The sequence below is a fragment of the Thermus arciformis genome (genome assembly GCF_900102145.1).
GTDB classification, from domain to species: Bacteria; Deinococcota; Deinococci; order Deinococcales; family Thermaceae; genus Thermus; species Thermus arciformis.
On record NZ_FNBC01000046.1, the window covers coordinates 1 to 15,802 of the forward strand.

Annotated in this window: 19 protein-coding genes and 1 pseudogene; 9 read left to right on the plus strand and 11 right to left on the minus strand. The window is 66.2% G+C overall.

The features are described from left to right. From BLP62_RS11835 to BLP62_RS11870, 8 genes are all read right to left on the minus strand, one after another. Window positions 1-1,130, minus strand: a 1,130-nt coding sequence (locus BLP62_RS11835; RefSeq protein ID WP_093008545.1) for an aldehyde dehydrogenase family protein, incomplete at its 3' end; no start/stop codon positions are given. Between the two features lie 85 nt (window positions 1,131-1,215). Next, window positions 1,216-1,902 carry an ABC transporter ATP-binding protein gene (locus BLP62_RS11840; protein WP_093008546.1) on the minus strand — a complete coding sequence of 229 codons (687 nt, stop codon included), beginning with the start codon at window positions 1,900-1,902 and terminating at the stop codon, window positions 1,216-1,218. Further along, window positions 1,899-2,648, minus strand: coding sequence for an ABC transporter ATP-binding protein (locus tag BLP62_RS11845; protein WP_241374277.1), 750 nt, complete (start codon window positions 2,646-2,648; stop codon window positions 1,899-1,901). The genes BLP62_RS11840 and BLP62_RS11845 overlap by 4 nt, the downstream gene beginning before the upstream one ends. After that, window positions 2,629-3,561, minus strand: a complete 933-nt coding sequence (locus BLP62_RS11850) for a branched-chain amino acid ABC transporter permease (RefSeq protein WP_093008547.1) — start codon at window positions 3,559-3,561, stop codon at window positions 2,629-2,631. The genes BLP62_RS11845 and BLP62_RS11850 overlap by 20 nt, the downstream gene beginning before the upstream one ends. Continuing rightward, window positions 3,558-4,439 (minus strand): branched-chain amino acid ABC transporter permease, encoded by an 882-nt coding sequence (locus tag BLP62_RS11855; RefSeq protein WP_093008548.1) that lies wholly within the window; start codon window positions 4,437-4,439, stop codon window positions 3,558-3,560. Before BLP62_RS11855 ends, BLP62_RS11850 begins: the two co-directional genes overlap by 4 nt. A gap of 3 nt (window positions 4,440-4,442) precedes the next feature. Further along, window positions 4,443-5,633, minus strand: coding sequence for an ABC transporter substrate-binding protein (locus BLP62_RS11860; RefSeq protein ID WP_093008549.1), 1,191 nt, complete (start codon window positions 5,631-5,633; stop codon window positions 4,443-4,445). A gap of 13 nt (window positions 5,634-5,646) precedes the next feature. Further along, window positions 5,647-6,378 carry an SDR family NAD(P)-dependent oxidoreductase gene (locus tag BLP62_RS11865; protein WP_093008550.1) on the minus strand — a complete coding sequence of 244 codons (732 nt, stop codon included), beginning with the start codon at window positions 6,376-6,378 and terminating at the stop codon, window positions 5,647-5,649. After that, a complete protein-coding gene (locus tag BLP62_RS11870; RefSeq protein WP_093008551.1) occupies window positions 6,365-7,660 on the minus strand; it encodes a phenylacetate--CoA ligase family protein in 1,296 nt (431 codons plus the stop codon). The genes BLP62_RS11865 and BLP62_RS11870 overlap by 14 nt, the downstream gene beginning before the upstream one ends. Before the next feature lie 106 nt (window positions 7,661-7,766). On the opposite strand from BLP62_RS11870, the gene BLP62_RS11875 reads away from it, so the two are divergent. The 6 genes from BLP62_RS11875 to BLP62_RS11900 all read left to right on the plus strand — a co-directional run bounded on the left by BLP62_RS11875 (window position 7,767) and on the right by BLP62_RS11900 (window position 12,559). After that, a complete protein-coding gene (locus BLP62_RS11875; protein WP_029765644.1) occupies window positions 7,767-8,231 on the plus strand; it encodes a MerR family transcriptional regulator in 465 nt (154 codons plus the stop codon). Continuing rightward, a complete protein-coding gene (locus BLP62_RS11880; protein WP_093008552.1) occupies window positions 8,194-9,354 on the plus strand; it encodes an acyl-CoA dehydrogenase family protein in 1,161 nt (386 codons plus the stop codon). Before BLP62_RS11875 ends, BLP62_RS11880 begins: the two co-directional genes overlap by 38 nt. Next, window positions 9,351-10,328, plus strand: coding sequence for a phosphotransferase family protein (locus BLP62_RS11885; protein WP_093008553.1), 978 nt, complete (start codon window positions 9,351-9,353; stop codon window positions 10,326-10,328). The genes BLP62_RS11880 and BLP62_RS11885 overlap by 4 nt, the downstream gene beginning before the upstream one ends. Continuing rightward, on the plus strand, window positions 10,321-10,671 hold the full coding sequence (locus BLP62_RS11890) for a DUF6285 domain-containing protein (RefSeq protein WP_093008554.1): 351 nt from the start codon (window positions 10,321-10,323) through the stop codon (window positions 10,669-10,671). Before BLP62_RS11885 ends, BLP62_RS11890 begins: the two co-directional genes overlap by 8 nt. Next, window positions 10,668-11,321 (plus strand): histidine phosphatase family protein, encoded by a 654-nt coding sequence (locus tag BLP62_RS11895; RefSeq protein ID WP_093008555.1) that lies wholly within the window; start codon window positions 10,668-10,670, stop codon window positions 11,319-11,321. The genes BLP62_RS11890 and BLP62_RS11895 overlap by 4 nt, the downstream gene beginning before the upstream one ends. Before the next feature lie 275 nt (window positions 11,322-11,596). Continuing rightward, window positions 11,597-12,559 carry a site-specific integrase gene (locus tag BLP62_RS11900; RefSeq protein WP_093008556.1) on the plus strand — a complete coding sequence of 321 codons (963 nt, stop codon included), beginning with the start codon at window positions 11,597-11,599 and terminating at the stop codon, window positions 12,557-12,559. A 105-nt stretch (window positions 12,560-12,664) separates the two neighbouring features. Here the strand turns inward: BLP62_RS11900 and BLP62_RS11905 are convergent, their stop codons facing one another. Next, on the minus strand, window positions 12,665-13,306 hold the full coding sequence (locus BLP62_RS11905) for a MarR family transcriptional regulator (protein ID WP_241374280.1): 642 nt from the start codon (window positions 13,304-13,306) through the stop codon (window positions 12,665-12,667). Window positions 13,307-13,416: 110 nt separating this feature from the next. Between BLP62_RS11905 and BLP62_RS11910 the strand changes: the two genes are divergently transcribed. Then, window positions 13,417-13,851, plus strand: coding sequence for a hypothetical protein (locus BLP62_RS11910; RefSeq protein WP_093008557.1), 435 nt, complete (start codon window positions 13,417-13,419; stop codon window positions 13,849-13,851). Window positions 13,852-13,872: 21 nt separating this feature from the next. Here the strand turns inward: BLP62_RS11910 and BLP62_RS11915 are convergent, their stop codons facing one another. Then, entirely contained in the window at window positions 13,873-14,541 is a 669-nt protein-coding gene (locus tag BLP62_RS11915; protein WP_143004366.1) for a hypothetical protein, read from the minus strand. Window positions 14,542-14,858: 317 nt separating this feature from the next. Between BLP62_RS11915 and BLP62_RS11920 the strand changes: the two genes are divergently transcribed. After that, complete coding sequence (locus BLP62_RS11920; RefSeq protein WP_241374281.1) at window positions 14,859-15,098, plus strand: DUF6883 domain-containing protein; 240 nt, start codon at window positions 14,859-14,861, stop codon at window positions 15,096-15,098. Then, window positions 15,095-15,313, plus strand: a complete 219-nt coding sequence (locus tag BLP62_RS11925) for a DUF4926 domain-containing protein (RefSeq protein WP_176758217.1) — start codon at window positions 15,095-15,097, stop codon at window positions 15,311-15,313. Before BLP62_RS11920 ends, BLP62_RS11925 begins: the two co-directional genes overlap by 4 nt. A 129-nt stretch (window positions 15,314-15,442) precedes the next feature. Here the strand turns inward: BLP62_RS11925 and BLP62_RS11930 are convergent. Further along, a pseudogene (locus BLP62_RS11930) lies at window positions 15,443-15,802 on the minus strand (DUF4277 domain-containing protein); the annotation flags it as partial.

Sequence of the window (15,802 nt, forward strand, 5' to 3'; positions counted from 1 at the left end):
AGGCTCTCCGGCTTCACGTCCAGAAGCACCGTGGGGGCGAAGAAGAGCCCCTTGGCCTCCCCTCCCGCCACGAGCCTCGCTCCCTTGGCGAGGGCGTCCTCCACGTGGGTCTGCACCTTCCGGAGGGCGGCCTCGTTCACCAGGGGGCCGATGTCCGTCTCCTCGGAGAGGGGGTCCCCCACCTTCAGGGCCTGGACCCTTCGGGCGTAGGCCTCGGCGAAGGCCTCGGCCACCTCCGCCTGGACGAAGATCCGGTTCGCGGCCACGCAGGACTCCCCGGCGTTGCGGAACTTGGCCCGAAGCGTTTCCTCCACCGCCCTATCCAGGTCGGCGTCGGCGAAGACCAGGACGGGCGCCCCGCCCCCAAGCTCCAGGGAGACCCGCTTCAGGGTCTTGGCCGCCTCCTCGTAGAGCCTCACCCCCACCTCGGTGCTCCCCGTGAAGGTGAGCTTGCGGACCCTTTCGTCCTCCAGGAAGGGGCGGGAGACCTCGGCGGGCCTGGAGGTGGGGAGGACCTGGAAGACCCCAGGAGGCCCCCCCGCCTCCAGGAAGAGCTTGGCCAGGTAAAGGGCGGTGAGGGGGCTCTCCTCCGCGGGCTTGAGCACGAAGGTGCACCCCGCGGCCAGGGCCGGGGCCACCTTGCGGGTCACCATGGCCGCGGGGAAGTTCCAAGGGGTGATGCCGTAGACCGGCCCCACGGGCTCGTAGCGCACCAGGATCCGCTTGTGGGGAAACTGGGAGGGGACCGTCTCCCCGTAGATCCGCTTCGCCTCCTCGGCGTACCACTCCACGAACCCCGCGGCGTAGGCCACCTCGGCCCTCCCCTCCTTGAGGGGCTTCCCCATCTCCAGGGCCATGAGCCGGGCGAGGGGCTTCTTGTGCTCCAGGATGCCCTCGTACCAGCGCCTGAGGACCTGGGCCCGTTCGTAGGCCGTGGCGCGGCTCCAGGCGGGGAAGGCCGAAACCGCCTCCTCCAAGGCCTCCCGCGCCTCCTCCTCCCCGCAGTCCGCCACCTCGGCCACCACCTCCCCCGTGGCCGGGGAGACCACGGGGAACCTCCGCTCCAAGCGCCGCCACGCCCCGCCGATCAGGGCCTCCGTGGGCACCGCCACTCCCAGCGCCTTTAGCATGGCCGCCTTCCGCCTCTCCAGGCTACCTCTATGGGACCCCCAATGATCCCTAGAGGGTCACGATTGGGCGCACCCCTTCCCGCCTTCAAAGGGCGAGCAACGCCGCTACCTCCTCCCGGTGGAGGAGGTCCTCCATTTCCCCTTCGAGGCGCACTTCCCCTGTTTCCAAAACGTAGGCCCGGTCCGCCACCTGGCCCGTGAACTTAAGGTTTTGCTCCGCCAACAGGATAGGCAGGCCTTCTCCCTTAAGCTCCAGGACTAACCGGGCGATCTCCTCCACCACCAACGGGGCAAGCCCTTCTGTTGGCTCGTCGAGGAGCAGGAGTTGGGGATTCGTCATCAAGGTTCTTGCGATGGTGAGCATCTGTTGCTCTCCCCCCGAGAGGAGTCCCCCCTTGCGGTGTTCAATTTCTTTCAAACGAGGCAAAAGCCTATATATTTGCTCCAAGTTCCAGCGGCCAGGTCGTTGAGCCACGAGGAGGTTTTCCCGCACCGTGAGTTCAGGGAAGATGCGGCGATCGTCCGGGACATAGCCAAGGCCGAGCTGCGCCCGGCGGAAAAGAGGAAGGTGGATGAGCTCCCGGCCCCGGTAGGCCACGCTTCCCGAGAACACCCTTACCATGCCCATCACTGCTTTGATCAAAGTGGTCTTCCCCGCCCCATTCCGCCCTAAGAGAGCGACCACCTCCCCTTCCCTCACCTCCAGATTGACATCGTGTAGGACGGGGATTTCCCCGTACCCTGCCCGGAGTCCCTCGATCCTAAGGCTCATGCTCCACCCCCTAGGAAAGCGGCCCGGACCTCTGCGTTTTGGCGAATCTCCTCGGGAGAGCCTTCCGCCAGAACTCTACCTTGGTGAAGCACCGTGATGCGGTCAGCTAGGTGAAGCACCGCCTCGGTGTCGTGCTCGGTGAAGAGTAGGGTGACGCCTTCTTTGCGCAGAAGTTCACGAATGAAAGCCACCATCTCCCGTCTTTCCGCCCGAGAAAGCCCCGCTAGAGGTTCATCCAGAAGGAGAAGCTTGGGCCGGCCTGCCAAGGCTATGGCCACGTCGAGCCGTTTGAGATCTCCTAGAGGGAGTTCAGATACTCTCCTTGAACTTTGCTTCTCCAAGCCGACTTTCTGTAGCGCTTCTTCCGCCTGCGCTAATCCCTCTTTAAAGTCCCTTAACGGCTTGAGAAGGGCGAAGGTGCGCCCCTGGTACCCCAGACAGGCCACGGCCACGGCCTCGAGGACCGTCATGGACAAAAAGGGTTGGGCGCGCTGGAAAGAGATGGCGAGGCCCATGCGGGCGATCCTGAAGGTGGGCCAGCCCGTGATTTCCCGGCCCTCGTAGGTGATGCGCCCCCGGTCTGGACGAAGCCGCCCCGTGATCACGTTAAAGAGGGTGGTTTTCCCAGCGCCGTTAGGTCCTACCAGGGCGTGGAAGCTCCCTTCGGCCACCGAGAGGGACACCCCGGCCAGGGCTAGAAAGCCCTGGAAGGATCGATAGATGTCCTTAGCTTCCAGAAGCGCCACGGCGCTCCCCCTTCAGCCGCCTGCTGGCCATCTCCAAGGCCAGCCCTCCAAGCCCCTTGGGGAAGAAAAGGACCATGAGAAGGAGTAAGGCCCCAAGGAAAAAAGGCCAGTATTCGGTGTTCGCTTGAACAACCACCCTCAGAAGAAGGAAGACGGTCGCTCCTATGGCCGGTCCCAGGAAAACGCCGCTTCCTCCCAGAATCGTCGCCAAAATACATTCTGCAGACCGTGTCCAGAAAAGGTAATCGGGGAATACCGACCGCTGTAAGGCTCCTTGGAGAGCCCCAGCGAGGCCGGAGAGGGCTCCGGAGATGACGAAAGCGAGGAGGAGATGACCGAAAGCGTTTATGCCCACGGCCTCGGCCCGGGCGCGGTTGTCCCTCAAAGCGCGGAGAGCGTAGCCAAAGGGCGAACGTTCCAGCGCCCAGAGAAAAAGAACGCCAAGAGCAAAGAGAAAGAGGACAACATAGTAGTAAAAAAGGCTTTCCCCCCAAATGCCCGGAGGACGAAGGTCGGTGATGCCGTTGTCCCCCCCGGTGAAGGCGTACCACTTGTGGGCCACGGCGTAGAGAAGTTGGGCAAAAGCCAGGGTGAGCATGGTGAAGTAGATACGGGAGAGGCGGATAGACAAAAAGCCAATGAAGAGCGCTCCCAAGGCGCTGATCAGGAAGGCCAGAGGCAAGGTGGCGGGGAAGGGCCAACCTCCCCGAGCCACGAGAAGGGCCATGGTGTAAGCGCCTAGACCGAAAAAGGCGGCTTGGCCGAAGGAAAGAAGCCCGGTCTGGCGGAACAAGAGGTTGAAGGCCATGGCATACAACCCCAGGATGAAGGCCTCGCTGGCCAGCTTAAGCCCGTACTCGGAAAACCACGGCCCCAAGAGGGCAAGGGCGAGGAAAAGCCACAGAAGCCTCATGTTCTCACCGCCGGCGGACGCCCCAAGAGCCCCCATGGGCGCAAAAGGAGTGTCAAGGCCATAAGGGCGAAGGGAAAGACCATGGCCCATTCCGGCAGAAACAGCACCCCAAGGGCCTGCACCAGCCCGATCAACACCGCCCCTAGCAACGCTCCCCACACGCTCGCCAACCCTCCGATGACCACCACGATGAAGGCGTTGATCACTGCATCCACGGCCATGCCCGGGGTAGCGGCCTGCATGGGCAGGAGGGCTGCCCCCCCGAGCGCCGCCAAGGCGATTCCCACGCCGAAGACCACGGTGTAGAGCAAAGGTACGTTCACGCCCAAGGCTTCCAGCATTTCCCGATCCTGGGTGGCTGCCCGAATCCAGGCCCCAAGCCGGGTCCGGTACAGGAAGATCCCCAGGAGAAGTGCGCTTACGGCGGCAAGGCCTATGAGGAACAGGTAGTAGCTGGGGAAAGGAGTTCCCAAGAGGAACAAGGGACCGGCAAAGGCCTGGGGCATGGGGAAGGCCCGGTACCCTGTGCCGAAGAAGAAGCGGACCAGGTCCTCGATGATGAGGAGAAGGGCGTAGGTGAGGAGGATCTGATACTCCTCAGGACGAGCATAGACCCGGCGGATGAAGATGCGCTCCACGAACGCCCCAATGACAAACCCGGTTGCCAACACGAGGAGGAGACCTCCCCAGAACCCATCGGCCTGGCCGCGGGTGAAGGCGTACAAAAAGTACGCGCCAAGCATGTAAAAGGAGCCATGGGCAAAGTTGACAATGCCCATGGCTCCGAAAATCAGGGAGAGGCCTACAGAAAGGAGGAAGAGAGTGCTAGCGTAGGCGAGACCGGTGAGGAGCTGGAGGGCGTAGAATCCGAGGTCCATGGGCTACCGCTTACACTGGGTGGGGTAAATGGTGTCGGTTGCGGGGACAATCCTCATGCGTTCCAGGATGGCAAAGGGGTAATCCGGCGTGTGCTTGGTGTAGCCCCAGACCAGTCCCTCAAACACCTGGTGGTCCTCCGGACGCATCCGCTTCCGGCCTTCGGGAGCGTCGTAGACCAAGCCGCCGTCGGCCTCAAAGGCCCGCTTCACCGCGTCCGCCTGGGTGGACCGGGCTTTCTCTATGGCCCGGGCCAGCATGTGCAGGCCTGCATAGGCTTCTTGTGCATTGTAGCTTGGGTACTCTCCGAAGCGCTTGCGGTAGGCCTCCACAAAGGCCTTGTTGCGTTCGGTGTTGGGGTAGAGGAACCAGTACCGGGCCGACACCAAAAGGCCTTCAGGGGTTTCTTTCCCCAGGGGTACCAGGACCTCTAAAGCTGCGCCTACGGGATTCACGAAGTACTTTACCTGGTTGAAGAAGCCAAACTGCTTGGCCTGCCGGGCAAAAATCACCATGTCCCCCGCCCAGAGGGTAGAGAAGACCGCTTCGGGGCGCGCCCGCATGAGCGCCGTAATGAAGCTCGCGTAGTCGGTGGAGCCGAAGCGGGGCCACTGCTCGCTCACCACCTCCACGTCAGGGCGGAGCTGCTTCAGGCGCGTGATGAAGTCCTGCCAAGAGACGCGCCCGAACTCGTAGTCGGGACCGATGTTGGCCCACCGCTTGACCGGCAACGTAGCTGCCAAAGCGGCCGCCGCCCAGGAGTCCATGCGGGCGTTATTGGAAGTGCGGAACACGTAGGGGCGGCATTGCTCGGTAAGGTTGGGCGTGGCCGCATGGGTCACCACCAGAGGGATCTTGTACTCGTCCGTGAGCGGAGCCACGGCCAGGGACACGGAGCTGGAGTCTATACCGAAGAGGAAGTCCACCTTCTCTTGGAGGATCAGGCGCCGGGCTTCCCTGACCCCTACATCGGGGTTGCCTTGGTCGTCCACCACGATGAGTTGGATGGGCCTACCCAGGACCCCTCCCCGTGCGTTGATCTCCTCTGCGGCGAGCTGGGCGCCTTGGGAACCGGATTTGCCGTAACCTGCGAAGTTGCCGCTGAGGATGAACAAGGCACCTATCTTGATGGGCTGTTGGCTTTGGGCGAGGGCCAATCCTAAGGCCAAAAGCAACGGAGCAAACCAACCCTTCATGTTCTCCTCCTTTTTACTTTGCGCTCACGCCGCCATCCACGGCGTAGACGCCGCCGGTAAGGTAACGGTTCTCCGGCTCCAGAAGAAACACGACCATGCGAGCCACCTCTTCGGGTTGAGCCATCCTGCCCAGGGGGATCTCCTGCAAAAGGCGCGGACCCAGAACCGGATGCGCCCTAAGGCCCGCGGTCATCTCGGTTTCCGTCCAGCCGGGAGCAACCAGATTGACCCGGATACCCCGGTTCGCCCAGTCCAGGGCAAGGGCTCGGGTAAGCCCCCAAAGCCCCGCTTTGGCCGCGGTGTAGGCGGCCAAACGTTCCCCGTCTTTCAGGCTCAGAACCGACCCGACCAGGACCACGCTTCCCTCTTGTTGCAGTCGCTGGGCGAAGGCCTGAGCTACGAGGAAGGCTCCGGTGAGGTTGACCGCCAACACTTGGTCCCACACCTCGGGGTCCAGCTTCTCCGCCCGTGTGAAGGCAGGGCTAATCCCAGCGTTGTAGACGAGGCCGTAAAGACCCACCTCCTCGGCGAAGCGGGAGATGACCAAGGGAATAGCCGCCCGGTCAAGCACGTCCAAAACTGCGCCCCAGGCTTTTAGGTCCTGAGCCACTGCCTTCACACGCTCGGGATCCCTACCCGTGATCCCGAGGCGGGCTCCACAGGCAGCAAGCTCCTTAGCGACCGCCAGGCCAATCCCTCGCGTGGCTCCCACCACGAGAACCGGCTTATCCCTAAGCCCGGACATGCCTCACCACCCGCTTGGCCTTGAAAGCCGTGCGCTCCAGCGTCCCCGGGGCCTCGAGGCGCACTTCCGGCGTGACCCCTAGGGCTTCCTTGAGGCGTGCCCGCAGGGCCTGAACGAGGCCTTCCGTGTCTTCCCTCCTTTGGGCCAGCTCGGCCACCACGGTTACCTGCCGGGCCACCCCTCCTTCCTCCACAACCTCGATCCGGTACTCGCTGGAGAGCTCCGGAAAGGCCCGCACCACCTCCTCCACCTGGGTGGGGTAGAACTTGGCCCCGCGGTACACCACCAGGTCATCTGCCCGCCCGAGAATGCCTCCTAAGGCCCTAAGGTGGGTGCGCCCGCAGGGGCAGGGTTCTTTGGTGAGGACGGCCAGGTCGCCCGTGTAGTAGCGGACCAGCGGGGTCGCTTCCCGGGTAAGGTGGGTAAGGACCAGAACCCCCATCTTGCCCTCGGGAAGGGGTTCTTTGGTTTCCGGGTCCACCACCTCCACCAGGTAGTGGTCCTCGGCGAAGTGGAGCCCCGCCTGGGCTTCGCACTCCGCGGCGAAGGTGGGACCCATCTCCGCAAGTCCGTAGTAATCGTAAGCCCGAAGGCCTAACGCCTCCTCCAGGCGGCGCCGTGTGGCCGGGTTCTCCGTACCTGCCTCGCCCCCGAAAGCGCCGATGGCGAGGGGGCTGTCCACGCCCCGGGCCTGAAGGGCTTCGGCCAGGTATAAGCCGAAGGAGGGGGTGGCGGTAAGCGCCTTGGGGCGGAAGCGCGCCATGAGCTCGAGGTGGCGCTCCGTCTGCCCCGCGCCCACGGGGAGGATGAAGAGGCCGAGTTTAACGGCGGCGTAGTGCACGGCCATGCCCGCGACCCAAAGCCCGTAGCTGAAGCCGTTCAGCAAAACGTCCCCCGGCCTCAGACCAAAGCCAAAGAGGGTCCGGGCTGTAATCTCGGCGATGTTTTCCGCGTCCTTTTTGGACCAAACCGTGCCCACAGGAAATCCCGTGGTGCCGCTGCTGGGGTGGTATTCCTGCCACCCGTCTGGGGGTACCAGGGTATAGCGGCCCAAGGGAGGGTGCGTCTGCTGCTCCTGCCTGAGGTCTGCTTTTGTGATCAGGGGGAAGCGGGCGAGGTCCTCGAGGCCCCGAATCTCCCGGGAAATGCCCGCCCACCGCTCCCGGTAAAAGGCGCTTTGGTGGTAGAGCCTTTCCACCTGCTTCTGGAGAAGCGCCAACTGCAGCGCCTCCAAACGGCTTCGAGGAAGGATCTCTACCTCGGGGTGCAGGTACCGGGACATGCAGGCCTCCAATAAGCGGTTTGCGCACACTATAGGCAATAGGGACGTAGCTTGTCAAGTATGTACACTAATGAACGCTATGCTCATCCTGTGGTAAAGTGGGGGCGTGGGGTCTCCCCTACCTTCCCTCTACGCCCTGAGCGACCTGGCCCGGGCAACCGGGATCAGCCGGAGGGTCCTCCAGCACTACGCCCGGCTCGGCCTCCTGGAGCCGGGGGCACTTACCCACGGGGGACGCAAGCTTTACACCGAGTTTGCCCTCTCCCTGGTCCAAGACATCCAGGACCTGAACCAACTGGGGTTCTCCCTAGAAGAAATCCGTAAAATCATGCTCCTGAAGAAGGCCATCTTCCGCCCCGACGGTACTTACCGGGAGGATTGGAAACGGGAGGATATCCCCCTCTCAGACGAAGAGCTCCTCGCCATGTGGCAGAAGACCGGGGAGGTGCTGGCCAGCATGGAGCGGCAGGAGCGCATGATCCGGCGCTTCCACCGCTTCCTCACCAAGCACTTCGCCCCGGAGGAGGTGCGGCATGGACTTCGCTCTGGACCGGGAGACGGAGGCGCTTAGGGAGAGGGTACGGGCCTTCCTCGAGGAAGCAGTCATCCCTCGGGAGGTTGAGGCCGCACGCAACCTCGATCGCCTCGAGGCCATCGCTAGGGAGCTTCAGGCGGAAGCCAAAGAGCGGGGGCTCTTCCTTCCCCACATGCCCAGGGAGCTGGGCGGGCTTGGTCTTTCCTGGCGGCAACTGGCCGTGGTCTTGGAGGAGGCGGGGCGGAGCCTTCTCGGACCCCGGGCCCTGAACGCCGCCGCCCCCGATGAGGGCAACATGCACCTCCTCCACAAGGTGGCGAGCCCCGAGCAAAAGCGGCGCTACCTCGAGCCCCTGGCCGCCGGGGAGGTGCGGAGCGGTTTCGCCATGACCGAGCCCATGGGGGCGGGGGCCGATCCCAGCCTCCTCAGGACCACCGCCCGGCGGAGGGGGAGGGGGTTTGTCCTCGAGGGGCGGAAGTGGTTCACCACCGGGGCCGAGGGGGCGGCCTTCTTCCTGGTCCTGGCCCGGGCCGAGGAGGGGCCCACCATCTTCCTGGTGGACCGGGAGAACCCCGGGCTTAAGCTAGTGCGCACCATCCCCACCATGGACCACTGGTCCTTGGGGGGGCACGGGGAGCTGGTCCTCGAGGGGTGCGAGGTGGGGGAGGAGGCGGTCTTGGGGGAGGTGGGGAAGGGGTTCGAGTACGCCGAACTCCGCCTGGACCCGGCCCGGCTCACCCACTGCATGCGCTGGCTCGGGGTGGGGGTGCGGGCCACGGAGCTTGCCCAGGAGTACGCCCTCAAGCGGGACTCCTTCGGCCGGAAGCTCGCCGAGCACCAAGGGGTCCAGTTCATGATCGCCGACAGCCATATGGAACTCCACGCCGCCCGCCTCATGGTCTGGCACGCCGCCTGGAAGCTGGACCGGGGGGAGAGGATCCGCCACGAGGCCTCCATGGCCAAGGTCTTCGTCTCCGAGGCGGTGGGCCGGGCGGTGGACCGGGCGCTCCAGATCACCGGCGCCCTGGGCGTGAGCGAGGACATCCCCCTCTCCATCTTCTACCGGGAGGTGCGGCCCTTCCGGATCTACGACGGGCCCAGCGAGGTGCACCGGGCGAGCGTGGGCAAGCGGGCCCTTTTCAAGGGGCTTAGGCCATGAAGGAGGCCTTGGAAGCCGCCCTAAGGGAGGTCCTGGGACCGGGGGAGGTGGTGGCCTTGAGGCGCCTCCCTGGGGGAGCCTCCAAGGAGGCCTGGGCGGTGGACTACCGCACCGGAGAGGCCCTGCACCCCCTCTTCCTCCGCCGGGCGGGGGGCGGGGTGATCTACAGCAAGACGCTGTCCTTGGCGCAGGAGTTCCGCCTCCTCCGGGTGGCCTGGGCCCATGGGGTCAAGGTCCCGGAGCCCCTCCACTACTTCCCTGACCTCGAGGGCCGCGAGGCCTTCCTTATGCGCCGCCTGGAGGGGGAAGCCATCGGCGCCCGGGTGGTGCGGCGCCCGGAGCTGGCGCGGGCCCGGGAGGCCCTGCCCCAGGCCATGGCCGAGGAGCTCGCCAAGATCCACGCCCTTCCCCCGGGAGAGGTGCCCTTCCTCAAGCCCCCTCCCCTCCCGCCTTGGCGGGCCGCCTTGGAGGAGGCCTACCGGGACCTGGACGCTCTGGAGGAGCCCCACCCGGCCCTGGAGTGGGGCCTGCGCTGGCTCCAGGACCACCCGCCCAGGGAGCTTCCCCCCGTGGTGGTCCACGGCGATTTCCGCGTGGGCAACCTCCTGGTGGACGGGGAAGGGCTGGTGGCGGTCCTGGACTGGGAGTTCGCCCACCTGGGCGACCCTCGGGCGGACCTGGCCTGGCCCCTGGTGCGGGCCTGGCGCTTTGGGGAGGACGGGAAGCGCCTGGGGGGCGTGGGGGAGGTGGGGCCTTTCTTGGAACGGTACAATGTCCTCACGGGCCGGGACATCGCCGAGGAGGAGCTTTTCTGGTGGGAGGTCCTGGGCAACGTGCGCTGGGGGCTTGGGGCGCTGAAGCAGGCCCGCAGACACCTCAGGGGGGAGGAGCGGAGCGTGGAGCTTGCGGTGCTGGGAAGGCTCGCCTCGGAGATGGAGTACGAGGTTCTGTACCTCTTGGAGAGGCATGGATAGGCCCACCTTGGACGAACTCTTGGAGGCCGTGGGGGAGTTTCTGGAGAAGGAGCTCCTCCCCAGCGTGGCCGACCCCAGGCTCCGCTTCCAGACCCTGGTGGCCCTGAACGCCCTGGGCATCGCTCGGCGGGAGCTTTCCCTGGGAGAGGCCCTGGCGGAGGAGGACCGGAGGGAGCTTGGGGCCCTCCTCGGCCTCGAGGGGGCTCCAGAGGAGTTGCTAGGCGTCTTGGCGCGGCGGATCCGGGAGGGCCAGGCCCCGCCCGGAACCTTCGCCTTCCTCAAGGCCCACGTGGTGCGGAAGCTTAAGGTGGCCAGCCCTAAGTACCTCGGGCGCTACCGATGAGGCGGCGGCTTATCCTTCTCCGCCACGGCGAGGTGGACTACTTTCCCCAAGGACGCCCTGTTCCCCCCGAGGGGGTGGGCCTCACGGAGCGGGGCAAGGAGCAGGCGAGGGCGGTCGGGGCTTTGCTCTGGAACGTCCCCTTGGACCTCGCCCTGCACACCGGCCTCCGCCGCACGGAGGAAACCCTAGCCCTGGTGCTGGAGGGCCGCGAGGTTGAGGTGGAGGCCTGGCCCGAGTTCCGGGAGATCCGCCCCGGCAGGCTGAGGGACCTCCTCGATCCCGAGCGGGCCTTTCGGGAGGCCTTCCATCCCCAAAGCCTCGAGGAGCGTTTCCTGGGAGGGGAGCGCTACCGGGACTTTCTGGAGCGGGTGCTCGCCGCCTATCGCCGTCTTCTGGAAAGACCCTGGGGTACCCTCCTCCTCGTGGCCCACGGAGGGGTGATCCGGGCCCTCCTCTCCTACGCCCTCACCGGAAGACCCGGTTTCCTCCCTATGGAGGTCCACCCTTGCGGTCTCTCCGTTCTAGACCTGGGGGAGGAAGGAACCCTTCTTCGGCTTCATAACCTTACCCCCTACGACCTACTGCCCCAGACCCGCCTCTCCACCATGGAGGAGCTTTGGCAAGCCTACCGTGGTGGGCCACGGCGGTAGTGGGGTGTCCTTTCCCCGAGGGGGCAGCCCTCTGCCCGAGGGGCCTCTGGTGGGGTCCCTGGGAGGCGATCTTTGTCCCCCATGGGTTTTCCCCCTTTTCTCTTCACCCCCATTTTACCCGCCACCCCCACCCCCACCCCAGCCCTTTAACCCTCGCAGGAAAGGGCCAGGGCGTGGGGAGTGGGGTGGGGAATGGGAAAAACCGGAGGGGAAGGAGTCTTGGCTACGCACGGGGTGGCGGTGGAAGGGGGTGTGGGGGTAAGATGGTAGTGAGGATGAGAGACGGGCTTGGGCTGGAGCTCTGGGACCACCCCGAGGAACGGAGGCGGGTGGTGGGGGAGGCGTTGGCACGCTGGGACGAAGGGGTCCTCAAGGAGGCGCTGTGGGCCTACCTCGTGCGCCACCGCAGGAAGCCCGACCGGGTGGCCCCGCTCTACGTGGGCTACTTCGTCCGGTGGCTGGCCTTGAAGGGGAGGAGGTGGCCCCATCTGGAGGCCGAGGACCCCAAGACCTTCCTCCTGGAGGCCAAGGAGAAGGGCTTCCCCGGAGGGGAAAGGGGGCCCCTCTCTTGGGGCACCGTGGAGCGGGCCCGGGCGGGCCTGAAGCACCTCTTCCCCTTCCTGGACTGGGCGGGGCACCCCATGCCCCCCCATGTGCGCCTCCCCTCCCGTCAGGAGCTTCCCGTGGTCGCCCCCTCCCGGGCCATGCCCGAGGAGGAGTACGCCCGGCTCCTCCGGGAAGTGGACCTCTACCCCCTGGCCTACTGGCGTCCCCTCCTCCGGGTCCTCCTCGTCCTCCTCGGAGAAGTGGGCCTCACGGTGAAGGAGGCCGTGGAGCTCTGGCAGGAGGACGTGCGGGAGAAGGTCCTCCTGGTGCGGGGGACCAAGCTCCGGGAGGTCCCCCTCTCCCCCTTCGCCCGGGAGGTCCTCGCCGACTGGCTCCCCCAGAGGGCCTTCCTCGCCGGGCACCAGCCCCTCCCCTACCCCCACCTCCTCCTCAAACCCGCCCCGGGGAAGAACCGGGGGAAGCCTTTGGGCCTTGAGGAGGCCAAGTGGATCCTCACCGAGTTCGCGGACTTCGCCGGGGTGAAGCCCCAGGGCAAGCGGCGGGCCGACCTCGCCCTCCCCTTGCGCTGGCGGGCCATCCGCCGCTTCCTCAAAGAAGGCCACCCCAGGGAGAAGGTGGCCTACTGGACCGGGATGAAGAGCCTCGTGGTGCCGGGGTGGGGGGAGGAGTGAAGTGCGCTTCGCGTTCCCAAAAACCCGTCGCTTCCGGGGATTGTCTCCCCTCCTCCGGGCTTGGGACCCAAAGACCCCAAGCCGCGGGTTGTCCGGGCAAGAGGCCTACCCCAGCCCCCCGTCTACCTCCACCCCGCCGTCCTCCCGGACCCAAAGGAAGGAGAACCTGAGCATTGGCTGCAGGTAGCGGACCCTGTCCGCCAGCTTCCGGTAGACCTCCTTTTCCGGCAGGGCAACCGCCAGCGCCACCGCCTGGTCCCTACCCCGCCAGTCCAGGATGTCGAAGATGGCCTGCTTGAACCAATGCCTGGCCTGGGTCGCAGGCGAGGTCCTAGAGGTGCCCTGGGGGTAACCCTTGACCGTAACCCAGAGGAGGCGGGGAGTGCCGGGAAAGCGGGCCACGAGATCCTGCCCAGGCTCCTTCTTCGCGGTGTCGGCTTTGCGCTGGATCTCCCAACCCCGCTCTTCCAGAAATCGGGCGACCCGTTCCTGGACGTGTCCCTCCCAGGTCCAAGGATGCTCATCGGAAGGGGAGGGCTCGAAAAGAGAGGGCGGTGGATCCACCAGAAAGTTGCGAAGGATGCCACCCACCACCCTCCGTTCCAGTAGGCCCTTCTTCGCCAACCCCAGGCAGACCCGGTTGATGTGCGGGCGCCTTTTCCCTAAGGCCCTGGCCAGTTCTCCGTCCGTCATGCCCTCCGGGTGTAGGCGAAGAAGCCTGACAACCCTTTCTCCCACCGTGGCCATGCCGACCTCCTCAACCCAAAAGAGTATGCGCCGCTAATCCTACCCACCTTCCGCCGCCTGGTGGGGAATTGCAAGGTCTCGAGGCCGGCCCCAAAATAAAAGGCAAGGGGATGCGTCGGTGGCTCCTGGGCCTCAAGATGGCTACGCTGACCCTCTTCCTCCTCGCAGGGTGCGGGGGGCAACTGAACCTCTGCTGGACCTGCTGGGGAGGCGCCACGGACCCCTCCTTCCAGGTCTACCTCGAGCCCACCTACCAGAGGGTCAAACGCGGGGAAACCGCCCTCTTCACCCTCCGGGTGGTCTCGGACTACCCCTCCATACCCTTCGGGGGCGTCGTGTGCCTCCGGGACGGCCGGGGCAACCCCCCTCCCCCGGGGATCGGCTGGGGGGAGAGCTGTCTCCCCTTCCGGGTGGAGGGGGAAGCGCGGCTGGACCTCGCCGTGGAGGTGGCCCCCTCCGCTTCCCCCGGGGTCTACCGCCTGCGCTTTGAGGTGGGCAACGGCTCCCTCACCCGCTATGCGCCCTTCACCCTGGAGGTGGAGTAGGCCCTCTCCCCTCCCCGGCGTCTAGGGCATTCCCCAGGAGGCCACGGGCGTCCAGACCGAAGAGACGTTGAAGGGAAAGGCGAGGCGGTCCGCAAGGTGGCCAAAGTCATGGGGGTCGGCGCTCAGGGCAAAGATCCGGGCGCGGTAGCGGCCCGGGGGCAGCGAGAGGCCGCCGGTGTCCAGCCGGATCTCCAGCCCCCGGGTGAGGAAGAGCGGGTAGGCAACCTCGGGCCGATCCCCCTCGCCGAGGCGCCAGAGCTCGGCGTAGTAGGCCTCGGCCCCCGCCACCCTTCCCCAGCGGAGGAGGAACTCCTGGGTTCCGAAGGTGAGGGAGGGGTTTCCTGCAAGGGGCAGCAGGGCCCCCGGGTCCACGACCATCTCGCGGTTCAGGTACCGGCCCCCGGGGAAGGAAGCCTCGAGGCGGTACGTGCCCGGCCGCGGGGCCAAACCGTCCACCCACCAACCGGAGACGGGCACTGAGCCGCCGAGGGGGCGCACATCCAGGCTCCGCAGCAACACCTGGGGATCCGGGGTGGTCAGGCTCACCCGCACCGTGCCCCGCTCCACGGGCGAGGCGGCCACGATGAAGGCCAGGCCCGGGGGCTCGCCCTCCCGGTTCCACGTGCCCACCGACCCGGCGGTGAAGGGGGAAAGGGCGGGGCCTCCCCCGCACGCCGCCAGCCCCAGCAAAAGCGGCAGGATCCCGGCCCTCCAAACCCCTCCCCCCATCCCTCGGAACCTCCTCCCCAGCCTACACCTCGGGGCAGCGAGACCATCCCGGAAACCCGGGCCCCTCTAGCCCTCGTCCCAAAGCCGTGCCGCCCGGGCCTCCCGCACCATGAGCCTGCGGGAGGAGGGGGCGTACTCCCCCCGAAGCTCCACCCCCGTCCCCGGAGGGGGCAGGCCCTCGAGGAGGCTCAGGGAGGCCCAGAGGGTGAGGGTGAAGGGCTCCTTGAGCTTTCCTCAACCCCAAACACCCCGAGGGGGGAAGTAAGGCCCGTTTCTTCATGGCCCTGGGCTTCTCCCCGGAGGCTCCCGAGGCTCTGGAAGAAGCCCTCCTGCGCCACACGGAGGAGGCCGAGGAGGTGGCCCGCAGACCAGGCTTCCTGGGCCAGGGCCTGGTGCTGGTCCTTAGGGGCCCTCTTCGCGGCCCCAGGCGGGAGGTTCTCTTGCAGAGCGTCTGGTACCTTGAGGAAGAGGGTGCGGCAGCCCGTCTGGTGACGGCCTATCCCTGGAGGGGGCGATGATCCGGGAGCACGAGTTGGTGGTCCTGAAGCGGGACAAGGAGGAATGGGGCCTCGAGGCTGGGGACGTGGGGACCGTGGTCCTGGTCTACCCCCACGGGGGGTACATGGTGGAGTTCGTGGACCACGAAGGGAACACTTTGGCCCTTCTGGACCTGGCGGAGGAGGAGGTGGCGCCCCTGAGGGGCCCCGCTCTCCTGCGGGCGAAGGGCGCCTGAAGCCCCCCTTCCCCCCAGGACCGGCCTCCGGAGCAAAGACCAAGGGGCGGGGAAAGGCCTGGCCGGGGCCGCCATTTACCTTCGGACCCGGGCTTTTTGCGCGCCGCTTGCGGTTTAGCGGAGAGGGATGAGAGCCCGCACGGGAAAGGGAAAGGCCCTGCGGGCAGATTTAGCCACCTCCACGAACAGCTCGGTGACCCCGGCCGCGTACAGGCTGTCCAGCATCCGGCCCATGCGGTCGTCGTTCAAAAGTTCGGGGGTGATGCCGGGCCCCAGGAGCAGCTCGGTGGGCTTGCCCTGGAAGAAGTGGCCGAAGAGGTAGAGGGGAGAGGTGACGAAGCCCAGGGCGTTCAGTATGGCGGCCTTGAGGGCCATGCCAGTGGAGACCTTTTCGCCCGGCCTTGGGCCCACGAACCGGTCTACGGTCTGTACCAGTCCTATCTGATCCAGGATGCTGGCCACCAGGCCCAGGTGGCCCAGGTCGTACAC